This window comes from Erwinia sp. BNK-24-b (assembly GCF_047456155.1).
Taxonomy (GTDB): Bacteria; Pseudomonadota; Gammaproteobacteria; order Enterobacterales; family Enterobacteriaceae; genus Erwinia; species Erwinia phyllosphaerae.
Genome location: NZ_CP179901.1, coordinates 318,721 through 342,829 on the forward strand (window position 1 = coordinate 318,721; position 24,109 = coordinate 342,829).

Consider the following 24,109-nt stretch of genomic DNA (forward strand, 5'->3'; position numbering starts at 1 on the left):
CGTAAATGTTATGAATAAAACAGCGCTTTTCGCTGTGCGAAAAAATGAACCCTGCCCACAGTGTGGGGCAGATCTGGTTATCCGCTCAGGAAAGCATGGTGCGTTCCTGGGCTGTTCCTCTTATCCAGATTGCGACTACATTCGTCCCCTTAAAAACCAATCCGATGGTCATATAGTTAAAATACTGGAAGGGCAGTTTTGTCCTCTTTGCGAAGCGGAACTGGCGCTGCGTCAGGGACGTTACGGGATGTTTATCGCCTGTAGCCGTTATCCTGAATGTGAACATACGGAGCTGATTGATAAACCCGATGAGACCACCGTTGCCTGTCCGCAGTGCCATCAGGGAAAACTGGTGCAGCGGCGTTCCCGCTACGGCAAAACTTTTCACGCCTGCGACCGTTATCCGACCTGCCAGTTTGCGGTAAACTTTACGCCGGTAGAGGGGGAGTGCGAATTCTGCCATTTTCCCCTTTTGATTGAGAAAAAAACCGCGCGCGGCGTCCGGCGTTTTTGCGCCAGTAAAGCCTGTGGCAAGCCAGTAACAGCAGGAAACACCATTGAATAACGATCTTTATGGCTCTTTAAGTGTCTGTCTGACCTCTTTACGGCAAGAGGCCGTTATCGCTTATCCAACCGAAGCGGTATTTGGTTTGGGATGCGATCCTGACAGTGAATCAGCAGTAATGGCACTGCTTACGTTAAAACAGCGCCCGGTAGAGAAAGGGTTGATACTTATTGCATCAGATTATCAGCAGCTGCTGCCCTATATTGATGAAGCGCAGTTGACGGTTGAGCAAAAAGAGAAAATGTTTTCCTGCTGGCCCGGTCCGGTTACCTGGGTAGTGCCGGCGCGTGCTACCACGCCACGCTGGCTGACCGGTCGTTTTACTTCGCTGGCCGTGCGGGTCAGCAATCACCCGAACGTGCAGCAGCTTTGCCAGGCGTTTGGCAAACCACTGGTTTCTACCAGCGCGAATCTGACTGGCTTACCGCCTTGCCGGACGGCAGCGGAAGTCCATCAGCAATTTGGCGCTGACTTTCCCGTTCTGCAGGGCGAAACGGGCGGTCGTACCAATCCGTCTGAAATTCGCGATGCTTTAACCGGTGAATTGATTCGACAGGGATAAATAATGCAGAAGTTCGCGGTCTTTGGTAACCCAATCAATCACAGTAAATCGCCTCGTATTCATCAGCTTTTTGCCGGGCAAACCGATATTGCTCATCCCTATGAGCGTATCTGCGCGCCGGTAGACAGTTTTCCTGAGTCAGTAGCCGGGTTTATGGCTCAGGGCGGTGCTGGCGCAAACGTCACTTTGCCCTTTAAAGAGCAGGCTTATCGGCTGGTGGATGAGCTTAGCGAGCGCGCTTCCCTTGCTGGTGCAGTGAATACTATAAAGAAGCTGGAAGATGGGCGACTGTTGGGCGATAACACGGACGGCATCGGTTTGCTTAGCGACCTGGAAAGGCTGGAACTGGTTAAGCCCGGTGATAGCGTTTTGCTGGTGGGAGCCGGCGGTGCCGCGCGAGGCGTAATCCTGCCTCTGCTTTCTTTAGGCTGCCGGCTGACTATTACTAACCGTACCGTGGATAAAGCTCATACCCTGGCTGAAATTTTTCAGCATGCAGGTGAGATTACCGCGCGGGCAATGGACCAGTTAGCAGACATGCAGTTTGACCTGATTATCAACGCTACCTCCAGCGGCGTGGGTGGTGAAGTCCCGGCAATTCCTCCTTCATTAATCAGCAAGCAAACCTGCTGCTATGACATGTTTTATCAGGTCGGCCCAACACCTTTTCTGCGCTGGTGCCAGCAGTATGGCGCAATACGTATGGCGGATGGGCTGGGGATGTTAGTCGGGCAGGCTGCCTGGTCGTTCTTTTTATGGCATAACGTTTTCCCTGAAGTCGCGCCCGTCATCGCCGTATTGCAGGCTGAACTACAGGCATGAATCAGGCGATCCAGTTTCCCGATCGGGAGTGGTGGGATGAGTCGGCAGGCGCCGTGTGCTTTCCGGCTCTGGTTAACGGCTTTCAGATGGTGTGCGCTGTCAGCGGCGAATCGCTGATTAGTCGTTATGGCAGCGACCAAACGGTGCTTGAGTTTTTTCATCAGCACCGTTGGGATTTGGAGGAAGAGGCAGAAGAAGCCATCAAAGCAGAAAGAGAAGATGCTCAGGGGTGGGTTTGGCTTTCCTGAGCAAGATAATCGTCCTTCCAGCCGACGTAATTTTTTGATGAATAGAGCAGGCCACCGATTTCAGCTTCAGTAAGTGGCCGTACCTGCTTTACCGGACTGCCCAAATAGAGATAGCCGCTGGTCAGTCTTTTACCCGGCGGCACCAGGCTACCAGCGCCAATCATCACGTCATCTTCTATTATGGCGCCATCCAGCAATATCGATCCCATCCCTACCAGCACACGGTTACCAATCTGGCAGCCATGTAACATCGCTTTATGGCCAACGGTAACATCTTCTCCAATAAGTAATGGGTAGCCTTCAGGGTTAACAGACGACTTATGGGTGTGACGTGCAATACGCTACCGTCCTGGATATTACTGCGTTGGCCAATAATGACCTTGTTAACATCGCCGCGAATGGCGACGAGCGGCCAGATGCTGACATCGTCCCCCAAATGCACATCGCCAACCACCACGCTGGAACTATCTACCATGACGCGTTTGCCGCATTGCGGAAACGTATCTTTATAAGGGCGTAAATTTGTGGTCATAGGTACCTCTTTCTTTAAAAGGATCGCCACAGCGTAGTGCGACAGGCAGTAAAGGAGCAACAGTGGCGGGAGAATTAGCGTCATTTATGCACATCTTGTTTAATAATGGTGCGATAAGCGCAAGAAAAGAACGAACGAAAAGAAAGATCGAAAAAAGGCTTGTGCTATGAAAACGGATCCCTATAATGCGCCTCCATCGACACGGAACAACGGCTTACGAGTCGCCGGGTTGAGAGGTTCAGGAAGCTGAATCGCCGGAGAAAAACTTCTGAAAAAGAAGTTGACTCTGAAGGAGGAAAGCGTAAGATACGCCACCTCGCAGTAAGTCGCCACGGCGCTTACCGCAACGCTCTTTAACAATTTATCAGACAATCTGTGTGGGCACTCGCAGGATTGATATCAGCGTCTCCGGACGCAAAAAATATCAAGTCTTAAGAGTGAACACATAATGAAAATTCATTATGACGTTTTACACTTGAGCATCGCTGAACGTGTTTCAGCAAATCAAACTTAAATTGAAGAGTTTGATCATGGCTCAGATTGAACGCTGGCGGCAGGCCTAACACATGCAAGTCGAACGGTAGCACAGAAGAGCTTGCTCTTCGGGTGACGAGTGGCGGACGGGTGAGTAATGTCTGGGGATCTGCCCGATAGAGGGGGATAACCACTGGAAACGGTGGCTAATACCGCATAACGTCGCAAGACCAAAGAGGGGGACCTTCGGGCCTCTCACTATCGGATGAACCCAGATGGGATTAGCTAGTAGGTGGGGTAACGGCTCACCTAGGCGACGATCCCTAGCTGGTCTGAGAGGATGACCAGCCACACTGGAACTGAGACACGGTCCAGACTCCTACGGGAGGCAGCAGTGGGGAATATTGCACAATGGGCGCAAGCCTGATGCAGCCATGCCGCGTGTATGAAGAAGGCCTTCGGGTTGTAAAGTACTTTCAGCGGGGAGGAAGGGATGGAGCTTAATACGCTCTGTCATTGACGTTACCCGCAGAAGAAGCACCGGCTAACTCCGTGCCAGCAGCCGCGGTAATACGGAGGGTGCAAGCGTTAATCGGAATTACTGGGCGTAAAGCGCACGCAGGCGGTCTGTCAAGTCGGATGTGAAATCCCCGGGCTCAACCCGGGAACTGCATTCGAAACTGGCAGGCTAGAGTCTCGTAGAGGGGGGTAGAATTCCAGGTGTAGCGGTGAAATGCGTAGAGATCTGGAGGAATACCGGTGGCGAAGGCGGCCCCCTGGACGAAGACTGACGCTCAGGTGCGAAAGCGTGGGGAGCAAACAGGATTAGATACCCTGGTAGTCCACGCCGTAAACGATGTCGACTTGGAGGTTGTGCCCTTGAGGCGTGGCTTCCGGAGCTAACGCGTTAAGTCGACCGCCTGGGGAGTACGGCCGCAAGGTTAAAACTCAAATGAATTGACGGGGGCCCGCACAAGCGGTGGAGCATGTGGTTTAATTCGATGCAACGCGAAGAACCTTACCTGGCCTTGACATCCACGGAATTTGGCAGAGATGCCTTAGTGCCTTCGGGAACCGTGAGACAGGTGCTGCATGGCTGTCGTCAGCTCGTGTTGTGAAATGTTGGGTTAAGTCCCGCAACGAGCGCAACCCTTATCCTTTGTTGCCAGCGATTCGGTCGGGAACTCAAAGGAGACTGCCGGTGATAAACCGGAGGAAGGTGGGGATGACGTCAAGTCATCATGGCCCTTACGGCCAGGGCTACACACGTGCTACAATGGCGCATACAAAGAGAAGCGACCTCGCGAGAGCAAGCGGACCTCATAAAGTGCGTCGTAGTCCGGATCGGAGTCTGCAACTCGACTCCGTGAAGTCGGAATCGCTAGTAATCGTGGATCAGAATGCCACGGTGAATACGTTCCCGGGCCTTGTACACACCGCCCGTCACACCATGGGAGTGGGTTGCAAAAGAAGTAGGTAGCTTAACCTTCGGGAGGGCGCTTACCACTTTGTGATTCATGACTGGGGTGAAGTCGTAACAAGGTAACCGTAGGGGAACCTGCGGTTGGATCACCTCCTTACCTGAAGATACCTTCCCGCGAAGTGCTCACACAGATTGTCTGATAGAAACGTTAGAGCAAGACGGCTGCGAAGTCGCGACACCCCGTGTCCCCTTCGTCTAGCGGTTAGGACTCCGCCCTTTCACGGCGGCAACAGGGGTTCGAATCCCCTAGGGGACGCCACTTGCTTGGTGACAGGTGAAAGGTGTCTCCACGAAGTATCTCAAAACTGGCTTACGAGCCACGTTTGAGATATTTGCTCTTTAACAATCCGGAACAAGCTGAAAATTGAAACGACGCGTCGCGTTCATTCTCCGTAATAAGAATGAACAAAGCGATGTGGTCGAGTCTCTCAATGCCTGCAACAGCAATGTGTCTTTCGGGACGCTTGTGGGTTGTGAGGTTAAGTGACTAAGCGTACACGGTGGATGCCCTGGCAGTCAGAGGCGATGAAGGGCGTGCTAATCTGCGATAAGCGTCGGTAAGGTGATATGAACCGTTACAACCGACGATACCCGAATGGGGAAACCCGGTGCACTTGTGCATCATTGCAGCATGAATACATAGTGCTGCAAGGCGAACCTGGGGAACTGAAACATCTAAGTACCCAGAGGAAAAGAAATCAACCGAGATTCCCCCAGTAGCGGCGAGCGAACGGGGAACAGCCCGGAACCATCATCAGTTTGTGTGTCAGTGGAAGCGTCTGGAAAGTCGCAGGGTACAGGGTGATACTCCCGTACACGAAGATACACTTATTGTGAGTTCGAAGAGTAGGGCGGGACACGTGATATCCTGTCTGAAGATGGGGGGACCATCCTCCAAGGCTAAATACTCCTGACTGACCGATAGTGAACCAGTACCGTGAGGGAAAGGCAAAAAGAACCCCGGCGAGGGGAGTGAAACAGAACCTGAAACCGTGTACGTACAAGCAGTGGGAGCATCCTTGTGGTGTGACTGCGTACCTTTTGTATAATGGGTCAGCGACTTATATTCTGTAGCAAGGTTAACCGTATAGGGGAGCCGCAGGGAAACCGAGTCTTAACTGGGCGTTAAGTTGCAGGGTATAGACCCGAAACCCGGTGATCTAGCCATGGGCAGGTTGAAGGTTGGGTAACACTAACTGGAGGACCGAACCGACTAATGTTGAAAAATTAGCGGATGACCTGTGGCTGGGGGTGAAAGGCCAATCAAACCGGGAGATAGCTGGTTCTCCCCGAAAGCTATTTAGGTAGCGCCTCGTGAATTCATCTCCGGGGGTAGAGCACTGTTTCGGCTAGGGGGCCATCCCGGCTTACCAACCCGATGCAAACTGCGAATACCGGAGAATGTTATCACGGGAGACACACGGCGGGTGCTAACGTCCGTCGTGAAGAGGGAAACAACCCAGACCGCCAGCTAAGGTCCCAAAGTCATGGTTAAGTGGGAAACGATGTGGGAAGGCACAGACAGCCAGGATGTTGGCTTAGAAGCAGCCATCATTTAAAGAAAGCGTAATAGCTCACTGGTCGAGTCGGCCTGCGCGGAAGATGTAACGGGGCTAAACCATGCACCGAAGCTGCGGCAGCGACACTATGTGTTGTTGGGTAGGGGAGCGTTCTGTAAGCCGTCGAAGGTGGCCTGTGAGGGCTGCTGGAGGTATCAGAAGTGCGAATGCTGACATAAGTAACGATAAAGCGGGTGAAAAGCCCGCTCGCCGGAAGACCAAGGGTTCCTGTCCAACGTTAATCGGGGCAGGGTGAGTCGACCCCTAAGGCGAGGCCGAAAGGCGTAGTCGATGGGAAACAGGTTAATATTCCTGTACTCGGTGTTACTGCGAAGGGGGGACGGAGAAGGCTATGTTGGCCGGGCGACGGTTGTCCCGGTTTAAGCGTGTAGGCTGAGCATCCAGGCAAATCCGGATGCTTAAGGCTGAGGCGTGACGACGAGGCACTACGGTGCTGAAGTAACAGATGCCCTGCTTCCAGGAAAAGCCTCTAAGCTCCAGGTAACACAGAATCGTACCCCAAACCGACACAGGTGGTCAGGTAGAGAATACCAAGGCGCTTGAGAGAACTCGGGTGAAGGAACTAGGCAAAATGGTGCCGTAACTTCGGGAGAAGGCACGCTGGCGCGTAGGTGGAGGGACTTGCTCCCCGAGCCGAAGCCAGTCGAAGATACCAGCTGGCTGCAACTGTTTATTAAAAACACAGCACTGTGCAAACACGAAAGTGGACGTATACGGTGTGACGCCTGCCCGGTGCCGGAAGGTTAATTGATGGGGTTATCCGCAAGGAGAAGCTCTTGATCGAAGCCCCGGTAAACGGCGGCCGTAACTATAACGGTCCTAAGGTAGCGAAATTCCTTGTCGGGTAAGTTCCGACCTGCACGAATGGCGTAATGATGGCCAGGCTGTCTCCACCCGAGACTCAGTGAAATTGAACTCGCTGTGAAGATGCAGTGTACCCGCGGCAAGACGGAAAGACCCCGTGAACCTTTACTACAGCTTGACACTGAACATTGAGCCTTGATGTGTAGGATAGGTGGGAGGCTTTGAAGCGTGGACGCCAGTCTGCGTGGAGCCATCCTTGAAATACCACCCTTTAACGTTTGATGTTCTAACCTGGCGCCGTAATCCGGCGTGGGGACAGTGTCTGGTGGGTAGTTTGACTGGGGCGGTCTCCTCCCAAAGAGTAACGGAGGAGCACGAAGGTCAGCTAATCACGGTCGGACATCGTGAGGTTAGTGCAATGGCATAAGCTGGCTTGACTGCGAGAGTGACGGCTCGAGCAGGTGCGAAAGCAGGTCATAGTGATCCGGTGGTTCTGTATGGAAGGGCCATCGCTCAACGGATAAAAGGTACTCCGGGGATAACAGGCTGATACCGCCCAAGAGTTCATATCGACGGCGGTGTTTGGCACCTCGATGTCGGCTCATCACATCCTGGGGCTGAAGTAGGTCCCAAGGGTACGGCTGTTCGCCGTTTAAAGTGGTACGCGAGCTGGGTTTAGAACGTCGTGAGACAGTTCGGTCCCTATCTGCCGTGGGCGCTGGAGAATTGAGAGGGGTTGCTCCTAGTACGAGAGGACCGGAGTGAACGCACCGCTGGTGTTCGGGTTGTCACGCCAGTGGCATTGCCCGGTAGCTAAGTGCGGAAAAGATAAGCGCTGAAAGCATCTAAGCGCGAAACTTGCCTCGAGATGAGTTCTCCCTGTGGCTATACGCCACCTGAAGGGACGTTGAAGACGACGACGTTGATAGGCCGGATGTGTAAGCGCAGCGATGCGTTGAGCTAACCGGTACTAATGACCCGTGAGGCTTAACCTTACAACGCCAGAAGCGTTCTGGCAGTGTTGAGAGACACAGAATTTTCAGCTTTGTTCCCGGATAACTTTGCGCGGCCCGCGGGCGGCGTGAAGAACAGAATTTGCCTGGCGGCTTTAGCGCGGTGGTCCCACCTGACCCCATGCCGAACTCAGAAGTGAAACGCCGTAGCGCCGATGGTAGTGTGGGGTCTCCCCATGCGAGAGTAGGGAACTGCCAGGCATCAGACTGCGATAACCCTGACCTTACGGTCAGGGTTTTTTGCATTTGCGCGCCGGAAAACCCGCTTCTCAGGACAGCACTCTGCATTTTTGCGTCACGAAACCCGCTTTTAATAACACTATTTTGCATCTGCGGGATTCGGATACAGGGGCCAGCCTGTAACCAGGCTGGCTCCTGTTTATTATCACAGTCTGACTTGCTGAAGAGATCTTTTCGGCGCTGTCCGGACTGTGGAAAATTAATGAATAACCTGCGAAAGAAAGGCGCGCGTGCGTTCTGATTTAGGTGCAGCAAAGAATTCCTGTGGCGGCGCCTGCTCCACTATCTCTCCCCGATCCATAAAGATCACGCGGTCCGCCACGGTACGCGCAAACCCCATTTCATGCGTGACGCAAAGCATCGTCATCCCGTCTTCCGCCAGACCAATCATCGTGTCTAAAACTTCTTTAACCATTTCCGGATCCAGCGCGGATGTTGGTTCATCAAACAGCATAATCTTAGGTTTCATACAGAGCGAACGGGCAATAGCAACACGCTGCTGCTGTCCGCCTGAAAGCTGTCCGGGAAATTTATGTGCGTGTTCAGCTATGCGTACCCTTTCCAGATAGTGCATTGCCAGCTCTTCGGCTTCCTTCTTTGCCGTTTTTCGCACCCATATGGGTGCAAGCGTGCAGTTTTGTAGCACGCTTAGATGCGGGAAAAGGTTAAAGTGCTGGAATACCATACCAACTTCAGTCCGCACCCGCTCAATATTGCGAAGATCTTCATTCAGATGAATACCATCAACAACTATTCGCCCCTGCTGATGCTCTTCCAGATGGTTGATACAGCGGATAGTGGTTGATTTACCCGAGCCGGAAGGGCCGCACAGCACAATACGTTCGCGAGGTTTTACCTGCAGATTGATATTTTTTAATACGTGAAACTGCCCATACCACTTATTAACGTTTTCCAGTGTAATCATCATTTTATCGTCAGTCTGGAGCGGTAAATTTGTCATGATAATCCTTAATGCGGCGTACGCCCGGTGTGAAAACGCTTTTCCAGATACTGGCTATAGCGCGACATGCTGAAACAAAAAATCCAGTAAACCAGAGCGGCAAAAACATAGCCTTCGGTCGACATACCAAGCCACGCGGGATCGACAGTGGCCTGCTGTACGCTACTAAACAGGTCAAAAAGCCCGATGATAATGACCAGGCTGGTATCCTTAAACAGCGCGATAATTGTATTAACCAGGCCGGGAATAACCATCTTTAATGCCTGTGGCAAAATGATCAGCATCTGAGTTTTCCAGTAGCCCAGAGCCAGCGACTCTGCCGCCTCATATTGCCCCTTAGGCAGAGCTTGCAGACCACCACGCACTACTTCCGCCACGTAGGCTGACTGAAACAAAATGACGCCAACCAGTGCGCGAACCAGCTTGTCGATACTGCTCCCTTCCGACATAAAAAGCGGCAGCATAACCGAGGACATAAAAAGCACGGTAATCAGCGGCACGCCTCGCCAGAACTCAATAAAGATAACTGACAGCGCGCGCACAACTGGCATAGTCGAACGACGTCCTAGCGCCAAAAGGATGCCTAACGGCAATGCGCCCGCAATGCCAACAGAGGCAATAATCAACGTTAGCGTCAGCCCGCCCCATTGACGTGTTTCGACCCTTTCCAGGCCAAAGAAACCGCCGTACAACAATAACCAGACGACCAGAGGAAAGGTAACTGCCCAGGCGGCAAGATACCAACCGCGGCGCGGCATTGATTTCATGAATAAAGGAATAAGGGAGATCAGCCCAATAGCTAATGCCAGATTAATGCGCCAGCGCAGCTCGTGCGGATAAAGGCCATACATAAACTGACCAAAACGGGCGTGAATAAATACCCAGCATGCTCCTTCTTTGGTGCAGTCTGCCCTCGTCGAACCAATCCAGTTAGCCTGAAAAACCAGCCAGTTAAGCGCTGGCGGAATGATTTGCCAGATTGCCCACAGGCAAAAAAGCGTCAGCAGAGAGTTACCCCAGCTTGAAAACAGATTTTTCCTTGTCCATTTTATGGCCCTGGTGAAAGCATTTTCCGGGACAGGCTGAGTTTCATGCGTCGTTAAAGTCATAGTTATCCCGTTTTCTTAGCGTTCAACCAGGCGGATTTTGCGGTTGTAGATGTTCATCAGTAACGAAATCAGCAGGCTGATAATCAGATAGACGCCCATAGTGATAGCAATGGTTTCAATCGCCTGGCCCGTTTGGTTCAGGACCGTACCGGCAAAGAGCGATACCATATCGGGATAGCCAATAGCGGCAGCCAGGGAAGAGTTTTTAACGATATTCAGATACTGGCTGGTTAAAGGTGGGATGATGACGCGCATCGCCTGCGGAATAATCACCTGGCGCAGCGTTACCGGATTAGGTAAGCCCAGTGAACGCGCGGCTTCGTGCTGGCCGTGCGGCACTGACTGGATCCCGGAGCGAATAACCTCAGCTATAAAAGAAGAGGTATAGATAGAAAGCGCCAGCGTCAAGGAGGCCAGTTCAGGGATCAGAGCGAAACCACCGCGGAAATTGAATCCATGCAGCGCTGGAATATCCCAGTGTATGGCCGCGCCAAATACAAGGTTTGCAGCCAGAGGTAAAATCAGCAGCATAGCCAGCGCCAAAGGCCAGCTGCGCCTTAGCTGTCCCGTTTTTAACTGGTAGGTACGGTTGTAGCGAAACAGCGCGATACTGGCTGCAATTGCTAGCAATACGGCAACAATAAAAGGCCATATACCCGCAGCCGCATTGGGAAAGGGAATATAGAGCCCCCGATTACTGACAAAAAACAGATCGAAAGCATTTACCGCCTGGCGCGGTCCCGGCAGATTACGCAGTACGGCAAAGTACCAGAAGAAAATTTGCAGCAACGGCGGGATATTACGGAAAATTTCAATATAGATAGTGGAGAGTTTGCGCAGCAGCCAGTTGTCCGACAGGCGTGCAAGCCCGATAAAAAAACCTAAAAAAGAAGCAAAAACAATGCAGAGTGCAGAAACCAGAAGCGTATTAGTCAGACCGACCATAAATACGCGCGCATAGGTATCGCCTTCGCTGTAATCAATCAGGTGCTGAACGATGCCGAAACCGGCGCTACGCTCCAGAAAACCAAAACCGGACGTAATACCACGGCTGGCCAGATTAATAACGGTGTTGTGAAGCAAATAGCCGGCGGCGGCTAAAACCAGCGCTACGGCGCCGGCCTGAAATAGCCAGGCGCGCACCGCAGGATTACTAAAAGAAAAGTCCCTTTTTACGGATGGGCGTTGTGACATGGTAAGACCTCGTAACGGCAAGGCTAATAAAGGCGCCAGCTTAGTGGCGCCTTGTTGTTGCGGGGAATTAACGTACCGGCGGGGCGTACTGGATGCCGCCTTTATTCCAGAGCGCATTCTGGCCGCGAGCAATCTTAAGCTGGCTGTCTTTGCCTACGTTACGGTCAAAAACTTCCTGGTAATTACCAACCTGCTTGATAATGTTGAAAGCCCATTTGTTATCCAGCTTCAGATCCTTACCAAAATCACCCTCTGAGCCCAGCAGGTGAGCCATATCTGGCGTGGTTGGGCTGGCTGACATCTCGTCAACATTTTTTGAGGTGATCCCCATCTCTTCCGCATTCAGCATGGCATACAGCGACCATTTAACGATTGTAAACCAGTCGTCGTCGCCGCGGCGAACCACCGGCCCCAGCGGTTCCTTGGAGATAACTTCTGGCAGCACGATAAAGTCATCAGGTTTGCCCAGCTTGATGCGCAGCGCATAAAGCTGAGACTGGTCGGATGCCAGCGTGTCGCAGCGGCCGGTATCAAGCGCTTTTGCCGACTCGTCAGAACGATCGAAGGTTACCGGCGTATACTGCATCTTATTGGCTTTAAAATAGTCGGCAACATTCAGCTCGGTATCTGTACCGGCCTGGATACAGACGGTAGCGCCGTCCAGCTCTTTAGCGCTTTTAAGACCCGCTTTCTGGTGGGTCAAAAACCCGATACCGTCGTAATAGTTAACGCCTGCAAACAGGAAGCCCATGCCGCCATCGCGAGAAGAAGTCCATGTCGTATTACGTGAAAGAATATCTACCTCGCCAGATTGCAGAGCGGTAAAACGTTCTTTCGCGGTTAACGGGGTGTATTTCACCTTTGTCGCATCCCCAAAAACAGCTGCGGCGGCAGCTCGACATACGTCGACGTCAATACCGCTAAATTTGCCGCTGGCATCGGCAAACGAAAAGCCAGGCAGGCCATCACTGATACCGCATTGCACAAAACCTTTCTTTTTAATCGCGTCCAGCGTGGTCCCTGCGTGAGCCTGGTTAGCAACGGCGAAGAGCGCGGCAGCGGTCACCAAAGTAGAAAGCATCATTTTTTTCATAAAGCATCCTGTGTGGCGTAATCGTTTGTTATAGGTCAGCGCATACGACGATGCACTTATCCGGTGAAAGCCCTCCCTGGTTGTGCAAAGGTAATGCCAGGTTTGCAGCATCCTGAATTTCATAGAAAGGTTTATTAATATTCGGAAGCAGATTGAAAATTTGTCTGATATTGCGCACTAAATGGTGGCAAAAGCCGCGCGGATGTTCACAAATAGTGCAAACCGTTTCAAAAAAGATGTGTGAATGTGACGAGATATGCAATTGTCGTGGCAGAAGCAGAAGCAGAAGCAGAAGCAGAAGCAGAAGCAGAAGCAGAAGCAGAAGCAGAAGCAGAAGCAGAAGCAGAAGCAGAAGCAGAAGCAGAAGCAGAGGCAGAGGCAGCAAAAAGCCAGCCCGATGAGGCTGGCTTCAGTAAAAGCGTTACAGAGAGTTAATAGAGCGGCTGAGCGCCATCGGGACGCGTTTTAAAGCGGCGATGCAGCCACATATACTGATCGGGCGCACGCATAATTTCGCCCTCAATAACTTTATTCATATAGGCAGCGGCCTGCTGCTCATCCTCAATCGGATACTCTTTTAGCTCGGGCTGAATCACCAGCTCGTAGCCGCTTCCGTCTTCGTTACGGATCAGCACTACGGTAATCATTGCTGGTTTAGCCATGCGAGCAATCATCCAGGTACCGCTGGTCGTCGCAGCCTGAGGGACGGCAAACAGCGGTGCAAACACGCTGCCTTTAGGGCCGTAGTCCTGATCGGGAGCAAACCAGACCGCTTCACCCTGTTTCAGCGCCTGCACCATACCGCGTAAATCGCGGCGGTTAATCATCGCCTTATTGGAACGCATACGGCCTTTGGTTTGCACCCACTCCATCAGCTTGTTGTTATGCGGACGATACATAGCCATCATCGGCTGACAGAGGCCCATTGCTCTGCCACCCAGCTCCAGCGACATAAAATGTACGCCGATAATCAGCGCGCCGCGGCCTTCTTTTTGCGCGGCCTGCAAATTATGCAGGCCGTTAACGGTAAACCAGCGCTTAACGCGGCGATCGGACCAGAACCAGGCCATACCGGTTTCCAGCAGTCCCATGCCCAGCGACTCAAAGTTGCGCACAATGCTCAACTCAATTTGTTCTTTTGGCATATCCGGAAAGCACAGCTCCAGATTGCGGCGAGTAATACGAATACGGCGTTTCAGAAAACGCATTGATGTGCGGCCCATCCATGTGCCCAGTTTTTGCAGCATTGGAAAAGGCAGCAGCACCAGTAAATACAGTAATCCCAGTCCGGCCCATGTTGTCCAGTAACGTGGATGCATCATGTTGCGGGTAAAGCGGGGAGATTCCTTCATATGTCTCTCTTTATGCGTGCATGGAAGATGTAGCGCATAAAGAAGTTAATCCGCAGCGATACAGAGGATAGGACAACGACATCGACGAGAAGTTGAGATTAACGTCTGATATTTACACAAGCCAGACGATTCTGTGTAAATCGCAGACATTAAAAAAGGCGCTAACAGTACGTAGCGCCTCCGTCACAATGAACCGAAACCTTAGTTCATGCCGTATTTTTTCAGTTTCTTACGCAGCGTACCGCGGTTGATACCCATCATCAGGGCTGCACGGGTCTGGTTGCCACGGGTATATTGCATCACCATGTCCAACAGAGGCTGTTCTACTTCAGCCAAAACCAGCTCATACAGGTCATTAACATCCTGACCGTTCAGTTGAGCAAAATAGTTCTTCAGTGCCTGTTTGACCGAGTCACGCAGAGGCTTTTGGGTCACCTGATCCTGGGAGTTAACGGTTGAAACGGTCAGTACATCAGAATTTACGCGTTGTTCGAACATAGTTCTGTCAGCTCTTTATTTCTATTATGCAAGTTTTTCGAAGTATGCTTCCAACGCCTCCAGCTGTTCGCTGGCATCCTCAATGGCGTTGAATGTGCGCCGAAACTGGTCGTTTGGGGCATGCTCCTGGAGATACCAGGAGACGTGCTTCCGGGCAATACGGTATCCTTTGCGATGACCATAAAAGTCGTGCAGTTCCCGTAAGTGCTCGATAAGCAAGCGCTTTACTTCAGCCAGTGGCATTGGTGCCAGCAGCTCCCCAGTGTCCAGATAATGCTGGATTTCCCGGAAGATCCACGGTCTTCCCTGAGCCGCACGTCCTATCATCAGGGCATCAGCCCCCGTATAGTCGAGTACGGCTCTGGCTTTATGCGGGTCAGTAATGTCTCCGTTCGCGATAACGGGAATAGAGACATTCTGCTTAACTGTCCGAATGCTGTCATATTCAGCTTCGCCGTTGAACAAACACGCGCGAGTGCGTCCGTGGATGGTCAGGGCCTGAATGCCACAACGTTCAGCCAATTGGGCAATCTCAACACAATTGCGGTTATCCGTGTCCCAGCCGGTGCGAATCTTTAACGTGACGGGCACATCTACCGCATTAACTACCGCTGAAAGGATAGACTTCACCAGTTCAGGGTGTTGCAGCAGGGCCGAGCCCGCCATTTTACGATTCACCTTTTTAGCCGGACATCCCATGTTGATATCGATAACCTGCGCACCCGATAAAGCGTTAATGCGCGCGGCCTCAGCCATCTCTTCAGGGTCACAACCGGCAATCTGCACGGTACGAATACCGGGCTCATCACTGTGTACCATACGCAGTCGTGATTTGTCGCTGGCCCAGACTTCCGGGTTTGACGACAGCATCTCCGATACGGTCATACCAGCGCCCATTGCATAACAAAGCGTCCGGAAAGGCCTGTCGGTAATTCCGGCCATTGGTGCTGCAATCAGGCGATTGCGAAGCTGGTGGTTTCCTATGCGCATGAAAAAAAAGTGACCATAGTGTGTTCGCAAGGCGGCGTATATTACGCATTTTTTTCAGAAGATGAAAGGCCAAACTTTGAACAATTTCGCGTAAAAAGGGTCACCACAAGGTTACGCGATTAGCTTACTTGATAAATATTAATATTAAACAACAAGTTAAATATCAAAGGCTAAATTATGAACAAATATTTTTCTTTTTCTGTGACAAACTTAACACTATAAATAACGGTATCTTGCGTGAAAAACAGGCCTGATACCGCCGTGTCCGCCTCGATTCTGCCAGTGCCCGGTCAATTATTCGACGATAATCCGCGCATGTAAAGGCCGGATTGCACGATTAATGACTTGCTTAAGCGCCTTATGCAGGCGACAGGCGAGCATTATCGGCTAAATTCGTTGATTAGCGGCGTATGCCGGTGATGCGACACCACTCTTCTTTCTCCGCCACAGGATCAAGCGTGAACTTGTCCTCATAGGCTTCGCAAACGCCGCTTGCCTGGCTGGCCAGCACGCCGGAAAGCCCCAGATGACCGCCGGATATCGGCAGCACGCTGATAAGCGGGGCCAGCTCGCGCAGCGGGCCGGCAAGAATGTTGGCGACGACGACATCCGCACTCAGGTTGTCAGGCTGCTCATGGGGCAAATAGAGCGACAGGCGTTCCGATACGCCGTTGCGCTCGGCATTGTCGCGACTGGCCTGAATGGCCTGCGGATCGATATCAATTCCGATAGCTTTAGCCGCGCCCAGCTTAAGAGCTGCGATAGCCAGGATGCCGGAGCCACAGCCAAAATCAATTACCGTTTTGCCCGCCAGATCCAGACCGTCCAGCCAGCTCAGGCACATCGCCGTCGTTGGATGCGTGCCGGTGCCGAAAGCCAGGCCGGGATCGAGCATCACGTTAACCGCATGCGGATCCGGCACGTCACGCCAGCTTGGGCAGATCCACAGACGCTGACCGAAGCGCATCGGGTGGAAGTTTTCCATCCACTCGCGCTCCCAGTCTTTATCTTCAATCTGCTCAATTTTGTGATGAAAACTGGCGCCGAGCAGCGGATGTTGTTCCAGACCGGCAATCACGTCCTGCATCTCGGTTTCTGCATCGAACAGGCCGATCACATCGGTATCGCCCCACAGGCGGGTTTCGCCCGGCAGCGGCTCAAAAACCGGATTATCGTGCGTATCCTGGAACGTGACCGAGACAGCCCCGTTCTCAATCAGCGCATCGCCCAGCTCTTCAGCCTGTGCGCCAGTGGTGTTGATCTTCATTTGTATCCAGGGCATTGCGATTCTCTTTAGTCAGACAAAAAGGCTATGGCCGTTGAGGACGGCCAAAACGGTTGCCGATTGCAAAAGCAATCAGGCTAAGCAGCAGCGACGGCACCACGGGGTGAAAGCCCCAGGGCTGCAGCGATAAGCTGGCCAGCAGGGTATAACAGCCCGCGCCGCTAACCATACTGCTCAACGCGCCGGCAGCATTGGCTTTTTCCCAGTACAGGCCCAGCACCAGCGGCCACAAAAACACCGCCTCCAGGCCGCCAAAAGCCAGCAGATTAAGCCAGATTAGCATGTCGGGTGGATTCCAGGCCGCCAGCAGCAGCAGCAGGCCCAGCACCAGCGTGACGGCCGCCGAAATCTTTTTCAGCAGCGGCTCATTATCGATCTGCTGCGGACGCACGCGTAAAAACAGATCTTTCACGATCGTGGCGGAAGATTGCAATAGCTGTGCGTTGATCGTCGACATAATCGCCGCCATCGGCGCGGCAAGAAAGATCCCCGCAGCCAGCGGCGGCAAAACGTGGATCATCAGCGTAGGGATAACCAGGTCAGGGATCTTCAAATCGGGCATAACCGCACGTCCCAGCGCGCCAGCCAGGTGCATCCCGAACATCAGTACGGCAACCACGATGGTGCCAAGCACAATCCCGCGATGCACAGCCTTGCTGTCTTTATAGGAAATACAGCGAACGGCAGTGTGCGGCAGCCCGATAACGCCAAAGCAGACCAGCACGGAAAAAGAGGCCAGGAAAGTTGGGCTAAGGATATTATCCACGCCGCCGGGCGAAATCAGCTGGGGATTAATCTGCTCCAGCTTCTGTACCGCGCTGTGCATACCGCCTGCGGCATGGATCACGGCAAACAGCAGAATAAAAGTGCCGAGCAGCATCACCAGGCCTTGCAAAGCATCGTTCAGCACGCTGGCACGAAAGCCGCCAAAAGCGGTATAGAATGCGATAGCGCCGCCGAAAATTAACAGGCCGGTATCATAAGGAATGCCTGCCGCCGTCTCCAGCAGCCGTGCGCCGCCGATAAACTGCACGGTCATCGCACCGACAAAGGCAATCAGCAGGCTCAGGCTGGCGAACCACACTAGCAGCGTGCTGCGGTAGCGAGCAAAAAGCATATCGTTCAGCGTGACGGCATTGTAGCGCCTCGCCAGGATAGCAAACTTTTTGCCCAGAATGCCCAGCGACAGCCAGACGGCCGGCACCTGAACCATTGAAAGCAGTACCCAGCCCAGCCCGTAATGGTAGGCCGCGCCGGGGCCGCCGATAAACGAGCTGGCGCTGATATAGGTGGTCGTTAGCGTCATGGCCAGCACAAAGCCGCCCATCGACCGGCTGCCAAGAAAATATTCGGTCAGGAAGCTGCCTTCGCGGCGTTTACGCATGGCATAGACAGACAGCGCGGCAACCAGCAGCAGATAGGCGATTAACGGTACAATAACCCCTGGCTTCATGGCGCATCCTCCAGGGAAATATCACGAAACACGCGTTTTATCATCAGCCAGCAAAAGAAAATAAACAGCAGCGGTACCAGCAGACAGGCCATTTCAAACCAGTGGGGCAGGCCGGTTGGGCCGGGCTGGTTATCACCCGACAGCGCCGCCAGAAACCAGGCGGCAAGATAGGCCACCGCCAGCCAGAACGACCAGCGGGCCTCGCGATGCGCCTGCACAAAGCGTTTTTCCATTTTTCCTCCCGGAACAGGCAAAGAAAAAGGCCGGTCAGACCGGCCTTCCTTTCATTCCTCAGACAAATCAGGTTTCCTGAATGCCGAGTTTTTTCTCCAGATAATGGATGTTAGTGCCGCCCACCTGGAAGTGTTCGTCATCCATGATCTTCATTTGCAGCTCAATATTAGTCTTGATGCCGTCAATGATCAGCTCTGCCAGTGCATTCCTCATGCGGGCAATCGCGACTTCACGCGTTTCGCCATAGGTGATCAGCTTGCCAATCATGGAATCATAATACGGTGGTACGGTGTAGCCAGCGTAAATATGAGATTCCCAACGCACGCCAAACCCGCCGGGCGCATGGAAGCGCGTGATCTTGCCAGGGCTTGGCAGGAAGGTGTTTGGATCTTCGGCGTTGATACGGCATTCAACCGCATGTCCGCGAATAACAATATCTTCCTGTTTGATCGACAGCGGCTGGCCGGCAGCGATACGCAGCTGCTCTTTGATCAGGTCAACGCCGGTGATCATTTCCGTTACCGGATGCTCAACCTGAATACGGGTGTTCATTTCAATGAAGTAGAACTCACCGTTTTCGAACAGGAACTCGAAGGTGCCCGCGCCGCGATAGCCGATATCAATACAGGCTTTCGAGCAGCGTTCGCCGATAAAGCGGCGCTGTTCTTCGCTGATGCCTGGCGCTGGCGCTTCTTCCACGACTTTCTGGTGACGACGCTGCATTGAGCAGTCGCGTTCAGCCAGATAGACCGCGTGGCCCTGACCATCAGCCAGCACCTGGATTTCCACGTGACGTGGGTTTTCCAGGAATTTTTCCATATAGACCATGTCGTTATTGAAAGCCGCTTTGGCTTCCGCTTTCGTCATGTTAATGGACTGCTCCAGGTCTTTGTCGTGGCGCACAACGCGCATACCGCGACCGCCGCCGCCGCCAGAGGCTTTGATGATCACCGGATAACCGATGCGGTTAGCAATGGCGCGGTTTTTCTCCATGTCGTCGCCCAGCGAACCGTCAGAACCCGGTACGGTTGGCACGCCGGTTTTCTTCATCGCGGTGATAGCGGACACCTTGTCGCCCATCAGGCGAATGGTGTCGGCTTTCGGGCCGATAAAGATAAAGCCGGAGCGCTCAACCTGCTCGGCAAAATCGGCGTTTTCAGACAGGAAGCCGTAGCCAGGGTGAATCGCCACCGCGCCGGTAATTTCCGCAGCGGAAATCAGGGCAGGGATGTTCAGGTAGCTTTTTACGGAAGGTGCCGGGCCGATACAAACGGTTTCATCCGCCAGCAGCACGTGTTTCAGATCGCGGTCCGCGCTTGAATGCACGGCGACGGTTTTGATGCCCAGTTCTTTACAGGCACGCAAAATACGCAGCGCAATTTCACCACGGTTAGCTATTACAATTTTATCCAGCATGGTTCGCCTCGTCGTTATTCGATGACTACCAGCGGCTCGTCAAATTCAACTGGCTGACCGCTTTCGACCAGAATCGCTTTTACCACGCCGGACTTGTCGGCTTCGATCTGGTTCATCATTTTCATCGCTTCAACGATGCACAGGGTATCGCCAGCGTTAACTTTCTGGCCGATTTCGACAAAGGCTTTCGCGTCCGGGCTTGGCGTGCGGTAGAAAGTACCGACCATTGGTGAACGTACGATGTGACCACTGATCTCGGCAGCGGCAGGCGCTTCCATCACAGGCGTAGCGGCAGGTGCAACGGCGGTAGCCAGGGCAGGCTGCTGCTGCATCATTGGTGCAGCATAGGCCTGCTGCATCATCGGATAGCCCGGATTGGCTGGGGAACGACTGATGCGAACGGACTCTTCACCTTCAGAAATTTCCAGTTCAGCAATGCCTGATTCTTCAACCAGTTCGATCAGTTTTTTAATCTTACGAATATCCATTAGTGTGGTTCCGTACTCTGTTTAATTAGATTGTGACAGGCGTTTTACCGCCGTCTGTAAAGCCCAGGAGTAACCGTCGACGCCAAGTCCACAGATTACGCCAGCAGCAATATCAGAAAGATAAGAATGATGGCGAAAAGGTTCGCGGGCATGCACGTTAGACAGGTGCACTTCAATAAACGGGATGCTCACTGCAAGCAGGGCATCGCGAAGCGCAACGCTGGTATGCGTAAAAGCCGCCGGGTTAATGACGATATAATCGACATTGCCTTTCGCTTCATGAATGCGGTCAATTAACGCGTGTTCCGCATTGGACTGCAGATGACTCAGCTTCACGTGGAGATCTTCAGCCTGCTTGTTCAGCATGCTGACGAGATCGAGAAGGGTCGTGCTGCCATACTTCTCCGGCTCGCGTGTGCCAAGGAGGTTCAGGTTTGGACCGTTCAAAAGCAGTATGTGAAACTTGTCGGTCATCTTGCTGCTATCTCCTGCGATAATTGAGGCATCGCACAAAATACAACGCGAAACGCCATTTGTCACCTTCGAAGGTGAAATTTGGCCTGTCCGCAGGTTTAAAACCGGGCATTATAACGATTTCAACGCAATTAGCAGCTAAATACTGGTCGTATCAGCGAAGATAATCCAGCAACTGCAGATAAAGCGCGCGGTAATAGCGAGATATGCGGAGCGGCGCACAGTTTATCGCCGCCAGCCGCGGAATTTTTTATAGCGCCACAGCAGCAGGACGAGCGCGATAAAAGCATAGATCCATGGCTGGGGCGAAAAGGTTTTTACCGACCACAGATAGTGGATCGGGGCCAGGATCAGCACGATATAAATGGCGTTATGCAGCTTTTGCCAGTTTCTCCCCAGCTTCTTCTGCGCTTTCTGAAAAGAAGTCAGCGACAGCAGCAGCAGAATAAACCAGCTGATAATGCCCAGCGTGAGATAAGGCCGGGAGATCAGTTCGGAACCCAGCAGGCCCAGATTATCAATGCCCAGCTCAAGCAGCGCATAGCTAACCAAATGCAGCGTGGCCCAGGCAAAGCACCACAGGCCAAGCAGTCGGCGAACGCGAATAAGCAGCGGCTGCTTGCCATAGCGCGCCAGCGGCGTTACCAGCAAGGTGCCCAGCAGGAACTTCAGCGCCATTCTGCCGGTAAAATGCTGGATATCTTTTGCCGGATCGGCGCTTAGCCAGCCCTGGTTAATGGATAAAATCAGCCAGAGAAAAGGTAAAAAACCGGCAAGATGCAGCAGAACTTTCAGACCGGTAATCTGTTTAATCGTCAGGCGCACTAAAAGTTCTCCCGCAGATCTAACCCCTTATAGAGCGAGGCAACCTGGCTGCCGTAACCGTTGAATAATAAAGTAGGCTGGCGTTTAACATCCAGGATCCCGCCAGAGCCGATAAAGCGTTCAGTAGCCTGAGACCAGCGCGGATGATCGACATGCGGGTTAACGTTGCCGTAAAAGCCATATTCATTCGCGGCCAGCTGATTCCATGTGGTCGGCGGCTGCTCTTTAACCAGCGTGATTTTTACGATCGACTTGATGCCTTTAAAACCATATTTCCACGGTACGGTAAGGCGGATGGGCGCGCCGTTTTGTGGCGGCAGCGCTTTGCCATACACGCCGGTAGTCAGCATGGTTAATGGATGCATCGCCTCATCCAGCCGCAGCCCTTCTACATAGGGATAATCGATGCCGCCGCCAACAAAGCGATCGCGCTGACCGGGCATCTCTTCCGGCGCATAAAGAGTCTGAAAAGCGACATAGCGTGCATTGCTGGTGGGCTCCGCCGCCTTTAACAGCTTGCCCAGTTCAAAACCAATCCAGGGTACGACCATCGACCAGGCTTCTACGCAGCGCATCCGATAAATACGCTGTTCCAGCGGAAAACGCTTAAAGATATCGTCCATATCCAGCGTCATGGGCTTCGCTACTTCCCCGCCGATCTCAATCTTCCAGTCGGTGGTTTTTAGCGATCCCGCATTGGCAGCCGGATCGGCTTTATCCAGACCAAACTCATAATAGTTGTTATAGCCGGTGACTTTATCTTCCGGCGTCAACGGCAGGCTGGCCTGATATTGCGCGGGCTTGCTGAAATCAAGCGGTTTACCCGCTGGCGCTTTTGGACTCTCTTTGCCTTTTCCCTGCAACCACGAAAGCACATCAGCTTTTGCCGTGGGAATCGACAGGGCAGCCACGCTGATACCCAACGCCTTCATCACCTGGCGGCGCTCGGCATTAAAAATGGTCTCAGGCGTTACATCATTTTCAGTGAGTTTATCAACGGGCTTCATTACAGAGTCTCCAGAATCGATCGCTCTTTAGCATGACCAATAAATCCGGTTTGAGCGAATCAGCAGGCAGAAAAAAGCGTATGCGAATGAGGATATCAGGTCCGTGAACAGTTTGAGCTTCAGGTAAGTGTAATGAGTTATGTTAACGTTAAGAAAGTAAAATGATGCTGGGGTAATGGGTAAACAAACCGCTGATAAATGTAAAGACGACTACTCCGGCAGCAAAAGGGCGGCCGGAGTAAAAGAGCTCTGGTTAAGTTTAATCAGCGTGCGCCGGAGTAAAAGAGCTCTGGTTAGTTTTAATCAGCGTGCGCCGGAGTAAAAGAGGCCTGGTTAGTTTTAACCAGCGTGCGCCGAAGTAAAAGAGCTCTGGTTAGTTTTAATCAGCGTGCGCCGGAGTAAAAGAGGCCTGGTTAATTTTAACCAGCGTGCGGCCGGTTATTTCGTTGTTAAGCAATTTTTCCGCGCTGGCTACCGCTTCCGCCAGCGTGATTTCGCTGGTGGCCTGCTGATAGAAAGCGTCAGGTAGGGTTTTCGTTAGCCTTTTCCAGGCTTCAAGGCGGCGATTAAGCGGCGTCGTCACTGAATCCACACCCTGAAGACGAACGTTACGTAAAATAAAAGGCATCACCGTTGTCGGCAAGGCAAAACCTGCCGCAAGGCCACAGGCTGCGACTACCCCGCCATAATTCATCTGCGCCAGCACGTTCGCCAGCACTTTATCGCCAGCGGTATCGACGGCACCCGCCCAGCGCTGTTTTTCCAGCGGACGGCTGTCGGCAACAAAAGCGTCACGCGGCAAAATTTCGCTGGCGCCCAGCTGGCGCAGGTAGTCGTGGGTTGATGAACGACCGCTGACCGCCACAACCTGATAGCCCAGCGAACTAAGCAGTGATACCGCCGTACTGCCAACGCCGCCGCTGGCACCCGTTACCACGACCTCACCGCTTTGTGGTACGAGACCGCCTTCTTCCAGCGCCATCACGCACAGCATCGCCGTTAATCCGGCCGTGCCGATAATCATCGCTTTGCGTCCATCCAGGCCTTCCGGCATGGGGATTAGCCAGTCGCCTTTCACCCGGGCCTGTTCCGCCAGGCCTCCCCAGTGATTTTCACCCACGCCCCAGCCGGTCAAAAGTACCGACTGGCCAGCATGGAAACGCGGATCTTCACTGTGGCGAACCGTGCCGGAAAAATCGATGCCGGGCACCATAGGAAACTGACGGATGATTTTGCCTTTACCGGTAATCGCCAGCGCATCTTTGTAATTCAGTCCTGACCAGTGAATATCGACCGTCACCTCGCCGGGCGGCAGGGTGTCCACGCTGATATGCTTAACTTCTGCCCGGGTTTTGCCTTCGGACTGCTCAAGAACAAGTGCCTGCATGAGAATCTCCTGAAAATGAA

21 protein-coding genes, 1 tRNA gene, 3 rRNA genes and 1 pseudogene are annotated in these 24,109 nt (G+C 52.8%); 9 read left to right on the plus strand and 17 right to left on the minus strand.

Annotated features, from left to right (window positions below; translation table 11 throughout):
* Positions 1–10: 10 nt before the first annotated feature.
* From ACMGGR_RS01520 to ACMGGR_RS01535, 4 genes are read left to right on the plus strand one after another with little or no spacing between them, the layout of a single operon-like run.
* Complete coding sequence (locus ACMGGR_RS01520) at positions 11–565, plus strand: topoisomerase DNA-binding C4 zinc finger domain-containing protein (RefSeq protein ID WP_414148003.1); 555 nt, start codon at positions 11–13, stop codon at positions 563–565.
* Positions 558–1,127, plus strand: coding sequence for an L-threonylcarbamoyladenylate synthase type 1 TsaC (tsaC, locus tag ACMGGR_RS01525; protein WP_414148004.1), 570 nt, complete (start codon positions 558–560; stop codon positions 1,125–1,127). Before ACMGGR_RS01520 ends, tsaC begins: the two co-directional genes overlap by 8 nt.
* 3 nt (positions 1,128–1,130) lie before the next feature.
* On the plus strand, positions 1,131–1,949 hold the full coding sequence (gene aroE, locus ACMGGR_RS01530; protein WP_414148005.1) for a shikimate dehydrogenase: 819 nt from the start codon (positions 1,131–1,133) through the stop codon (positions 1,947–1,949).
* Positions 1,946–2,197, plus strand: coding sequence for a DUF1488 domain-containing protein (locus ACMGGR_RS01535; RefSeq protein WP_246761037.1), 252 nt, complete (start codon positions 1,946–1,948; stop codon positions 2,195–2,197). The genes aroE and ACMGGR_RS01535 overlap by 4 nt, the downstream gene beginning before the upstream one ends.
* Here the strand turns inward: ACMGGR_RS01535 and ACMGGR_RS01540 are convergent.
* A pseudogene (locus ACMGGR_RS01540) lies at positions 2,173–2,729 on the minus strand (gamma carbonic anhydrase family protein). The gene ACMGGR_RS01535 and the pseudogene ACMGGR_RS01540 sit on opposite strands and share 25 nt — an antisense overlap.
* 512 nt (positions 2,730–3,241) lie before the next feature.
* Here ACMGGR_RS01540 and ACMGGR_RS01545 point away from each other — a divergent pair.
* From ACMGGR_RS01545 to rrf, 4 genes are all read left to right on the plus strand, one after another.
* Positions 3,242–4,783: ribosomal RNA gene (locus tag ACMGGR_RS01545) — 16S ribosomal RNA — on the plus strand.
* Between the two features lie 87 nt (positions 4,784–4,870).
* Positions 4,871–4,945: transfer RNA gene (locus ACMGGR_RS01550), tRNA-Glu, on the plus strand.
* 218 nt (positions 4,946–5,163) lie between these two features.
* A 23S ribosomal RNA gene (locus ACMGGR_RS01555) occupies positions 5,164–8,065 on the plus strand.
* A 103-nt stretch (positions 8,066–8,168) separates the two neighbouring features.
* A 5S ribosomal RNA gene (gene rrf / locus ACMGGR_RS01560) occupies positions 8,169–8,284 on the plus strand.
* Together the 16S, 23S and 5S rRNA genes with 1 tRNA gene alongside form the textbook arrangement of a ribosomal RNA operon.
* A 238-nt stretch (positions 8,285–8,522) precedes the next feature.
* On the opposite strand, the gene ACMGGR_RS01565 is transcribed toward rrf, so the two are convergent.
* The 4 genes from ACMGGR_RS01565 to ACMGGR_RS01580 all read right to left on the minus strand — a co-directional run bounded on the left by ACMGGR_RS01565 (position 8,523) and on the right by ACMGGR_RS01580 (position 12,680).
* On the minus strand, positions 8,523–9,284 hold the full coding sequence (locus tag ACMGGR_RS01565; protein WP_281434728.1) for an amino acid ABC transporter ATP-binding protein: 762 nt from the start codon (positions 9,282–9,284) through the stop codon (positions 8,523–8,525).
* Between the two features lie 8 nt (positions 9,285–9,292).
* Positions 9,293–10,393 carry an amino acid ABC transporter permease gene (locus ACMGGR_RS01570; RefSeq protein WP_246762641.1) on the minus strand — a complete coding sequence of 367 codons (1,101 nt, stop codon included), beginning with the start codon at positions 10,391–10,393 and terminating at the stop codon, positions 9,293–9,295.
* A gap of 15 nt (positions 10,394–10,408) precedes the next feature.
* Entirely contained in the window at positions 10,409–11,587 is a 1,179-nt protein-coding gene (locus ACMGGR_RS01575; RefSeq protein WP_246762642.1) for an amino acid ABC transporter permease, read from the minus strand.
* 67 nt (positions 11,588–11,654) lie between these two features.
* Positions 11,655–12,680, minus strand: coding sequence for an amino acid ABC transporter substrate-binding protein (locus tag ACMGGR_RS01580; RefSeq protein ID WP_414148006.1), 1,026 nt, complete (start codon positions 12,678–12,680; stop codon positions 11,655–11,657).
* Between the two features lie 246 nt (positions 12,681–12,926).
* On the opposite strand from ACMGGR_RS01580, the gene ACMGGR_RS01585 reads away from it, so the two are divergent.
* Positions 12,927–13,115 (plus strand): hypothetical protein, encoded by a 189-nt coding sequence (locus ACMGGR_RS01585; RefSeq protein ID WP_414148007.1) that lies wholly within the window; start codon positions 12,927–12,929, stop codon positions 13,113–13,115.
* Here the strand turns inward: ACMGGR_RS01585 and lpxP are convergent.
* From lpxP to ACMGGR_RS01645, 12 genes are all read right to left on the minus strand, one after another.
* The gene (lpxP, locus tag ACMGGR_RS01590) at positions 13,112–14,032 is read right to left on the minus strand and encodes a kdo(2)-lipid IV(A) palmitoleoyltransferase (RefSeq protein WP_246759762.1); all 921 of its coding nucleotides are present in this window, start codon (positions 14,030–14,032) and stop codon (positions 13,112–13,114) included. The two genes, ACMGGR_RS01585 and lpxP, sit on opposite strands and share 4 nt — an antisense overlap.
* A gap of 201 nt (positions 14,033–14,233) precedes the next feature.
* Complete coding sequence (gene fis / locus ACMGGR_RS01595) at positions 14,234–14,530, minus strand: DNA-binding transcriptional regulator Fis (RefSeq protein WP_000462905.1); 297 nt, start codon at positions 14,528–14,530, stop codon at positions 14,234–14,236.
* 24 nt (positions 14,531–14,554) lie between these two features.
* On the minus strand, positions 14,555–15,520 hold the full coding sequence (gene dusB / locus ACMGGR_RS01600) for a tRNA dihydrouridine synthase DusB (protein ID WP_414148008.1): 966 nt from the start codon (positions 15,518–15,520) through the stop codon (positions 14,555–14,557).
* Positions 15,521–15,920: 400 nt separating this feature from the next.
* Positions 15,921–16,802: a 50S ribosomal protein L11 methyltransferase gene (prmA, locus tag ACMGGR_RS01605; RefSeq protein WP_246759765.1), complete on the minus strand. Its 882-nt coding sequence runs from the start codon at positions 16,800–16,802 to the stop codon at positions 15,921–15,923.
* A 28-nt stretch (positions 16,803–16,830) separates the two neighbouring features.
* A complete protein-coding gene (gene panF / locus ACMGGR_RS01610) occupies positions 16,831–18,258 on the minus strand; it encodes a sodium/pantothenate symporter (protein WP_246759766.1) in 1,428 nt (475 codons plus the stop codon).
* Positions 18,255–18,491: a YhdT family protein gene (locus ACMGGR_RS01615; protein WP_246759767.1), complete on the minus strand. Its 237-nt coding sequence runs from the start codon at positions 18,489–18,491 to the stop codon at positions 18,255–18,257. The genes panF and ACMGGR_RS01615 overlap by 4 nt, the downstream gene beginning before the upstream one ends.
* A 67-nt stretch (positions 18,492–18,558) precedes the next feature.
* Entirely contained in the window at positions 18,559–19,908 is a 1,350-nt protein-coding gene (gene accC, locus ACMGGR_RS01620) for an acetyl-CoA carboxylase biotin carboxylase subunit (RefSeq protein WP_414148009.1), read from the minus strand.
* Between the two features lie 14 nt (positions 19,909–19,922).
* Positions 19,923–20,396: an acetyl-CoA carboxylase biotin carboxyl carrier protein gene (accB, locus tag ACMGGR_RS01625; protein ID WP_246759769.1), complete on the minus strand. Its 474-nt coding sequence runs from the start codon at positions 20,394–20,396 to the stop codon at positions 19,923–19,925.
* 21 nt (positions 20,397–20,417) lie between these two features.
* Positions 20,418–20,870 carry a type II 3-dehydroquinate dehydratase gene (aroQ, locus tag ACMGGR_RS01630; RefSeq protein WP_414148010.1) on the minus strand — a complete coding sequence of 151 codons (453 nt, stop codon included), beginning with the start codon at positions 20,868–20,870 and terminating at the stop codon, positions 20,418–20,420.
* 225 nt (positions 20,871–21,095) lie between these two features.
* Positions 21,096–21,695, minus strand: a complete 600-nt coding sequence (msrQ, locus tag ACMGGR_RS01635; RefSeq protein WP_246759772.1) for a protein-methionine-sulfoxide reductase heme-binding subunit MsrQ — start codon at positions 21,693–21,695, stop codon at positions 21,096–21,098.
* Positions 21,695–22,702 carry a protein-methionine-sulfoxide reductase catalytic subunit MsrP gene (gene msrP, locus ACMGGR_RS01640; protein ID WP_246759773.1) on the minus strand — a complete coding sequence of 336 codons (1,008 nt, stop codon included), beginning with the start codon at positions 22,700–22,702 and terminating at the stop codon, positions 21,695–21,697. Before msrP ends, msrQ begins: the two co-directional genes overlap by 1 nt.
* A gap of 379 nt (positions 22,703–23,081) precedes the next feature.
* Positions 23,082–24,089 carry an oxidoreductase gene (locus tag ACMGGR_RS01645; protein ID WP_414148011.1) on the minus strand — a complete coding sequence of 336 codons (1,008 nt, stop codon included), beginning with the start codon at positions 24,087–24,089 and terminating at the stop codon, positions 23,082–23,084.
* Positions 24,090–24,109: the final 20 nt, after the last annotated feature.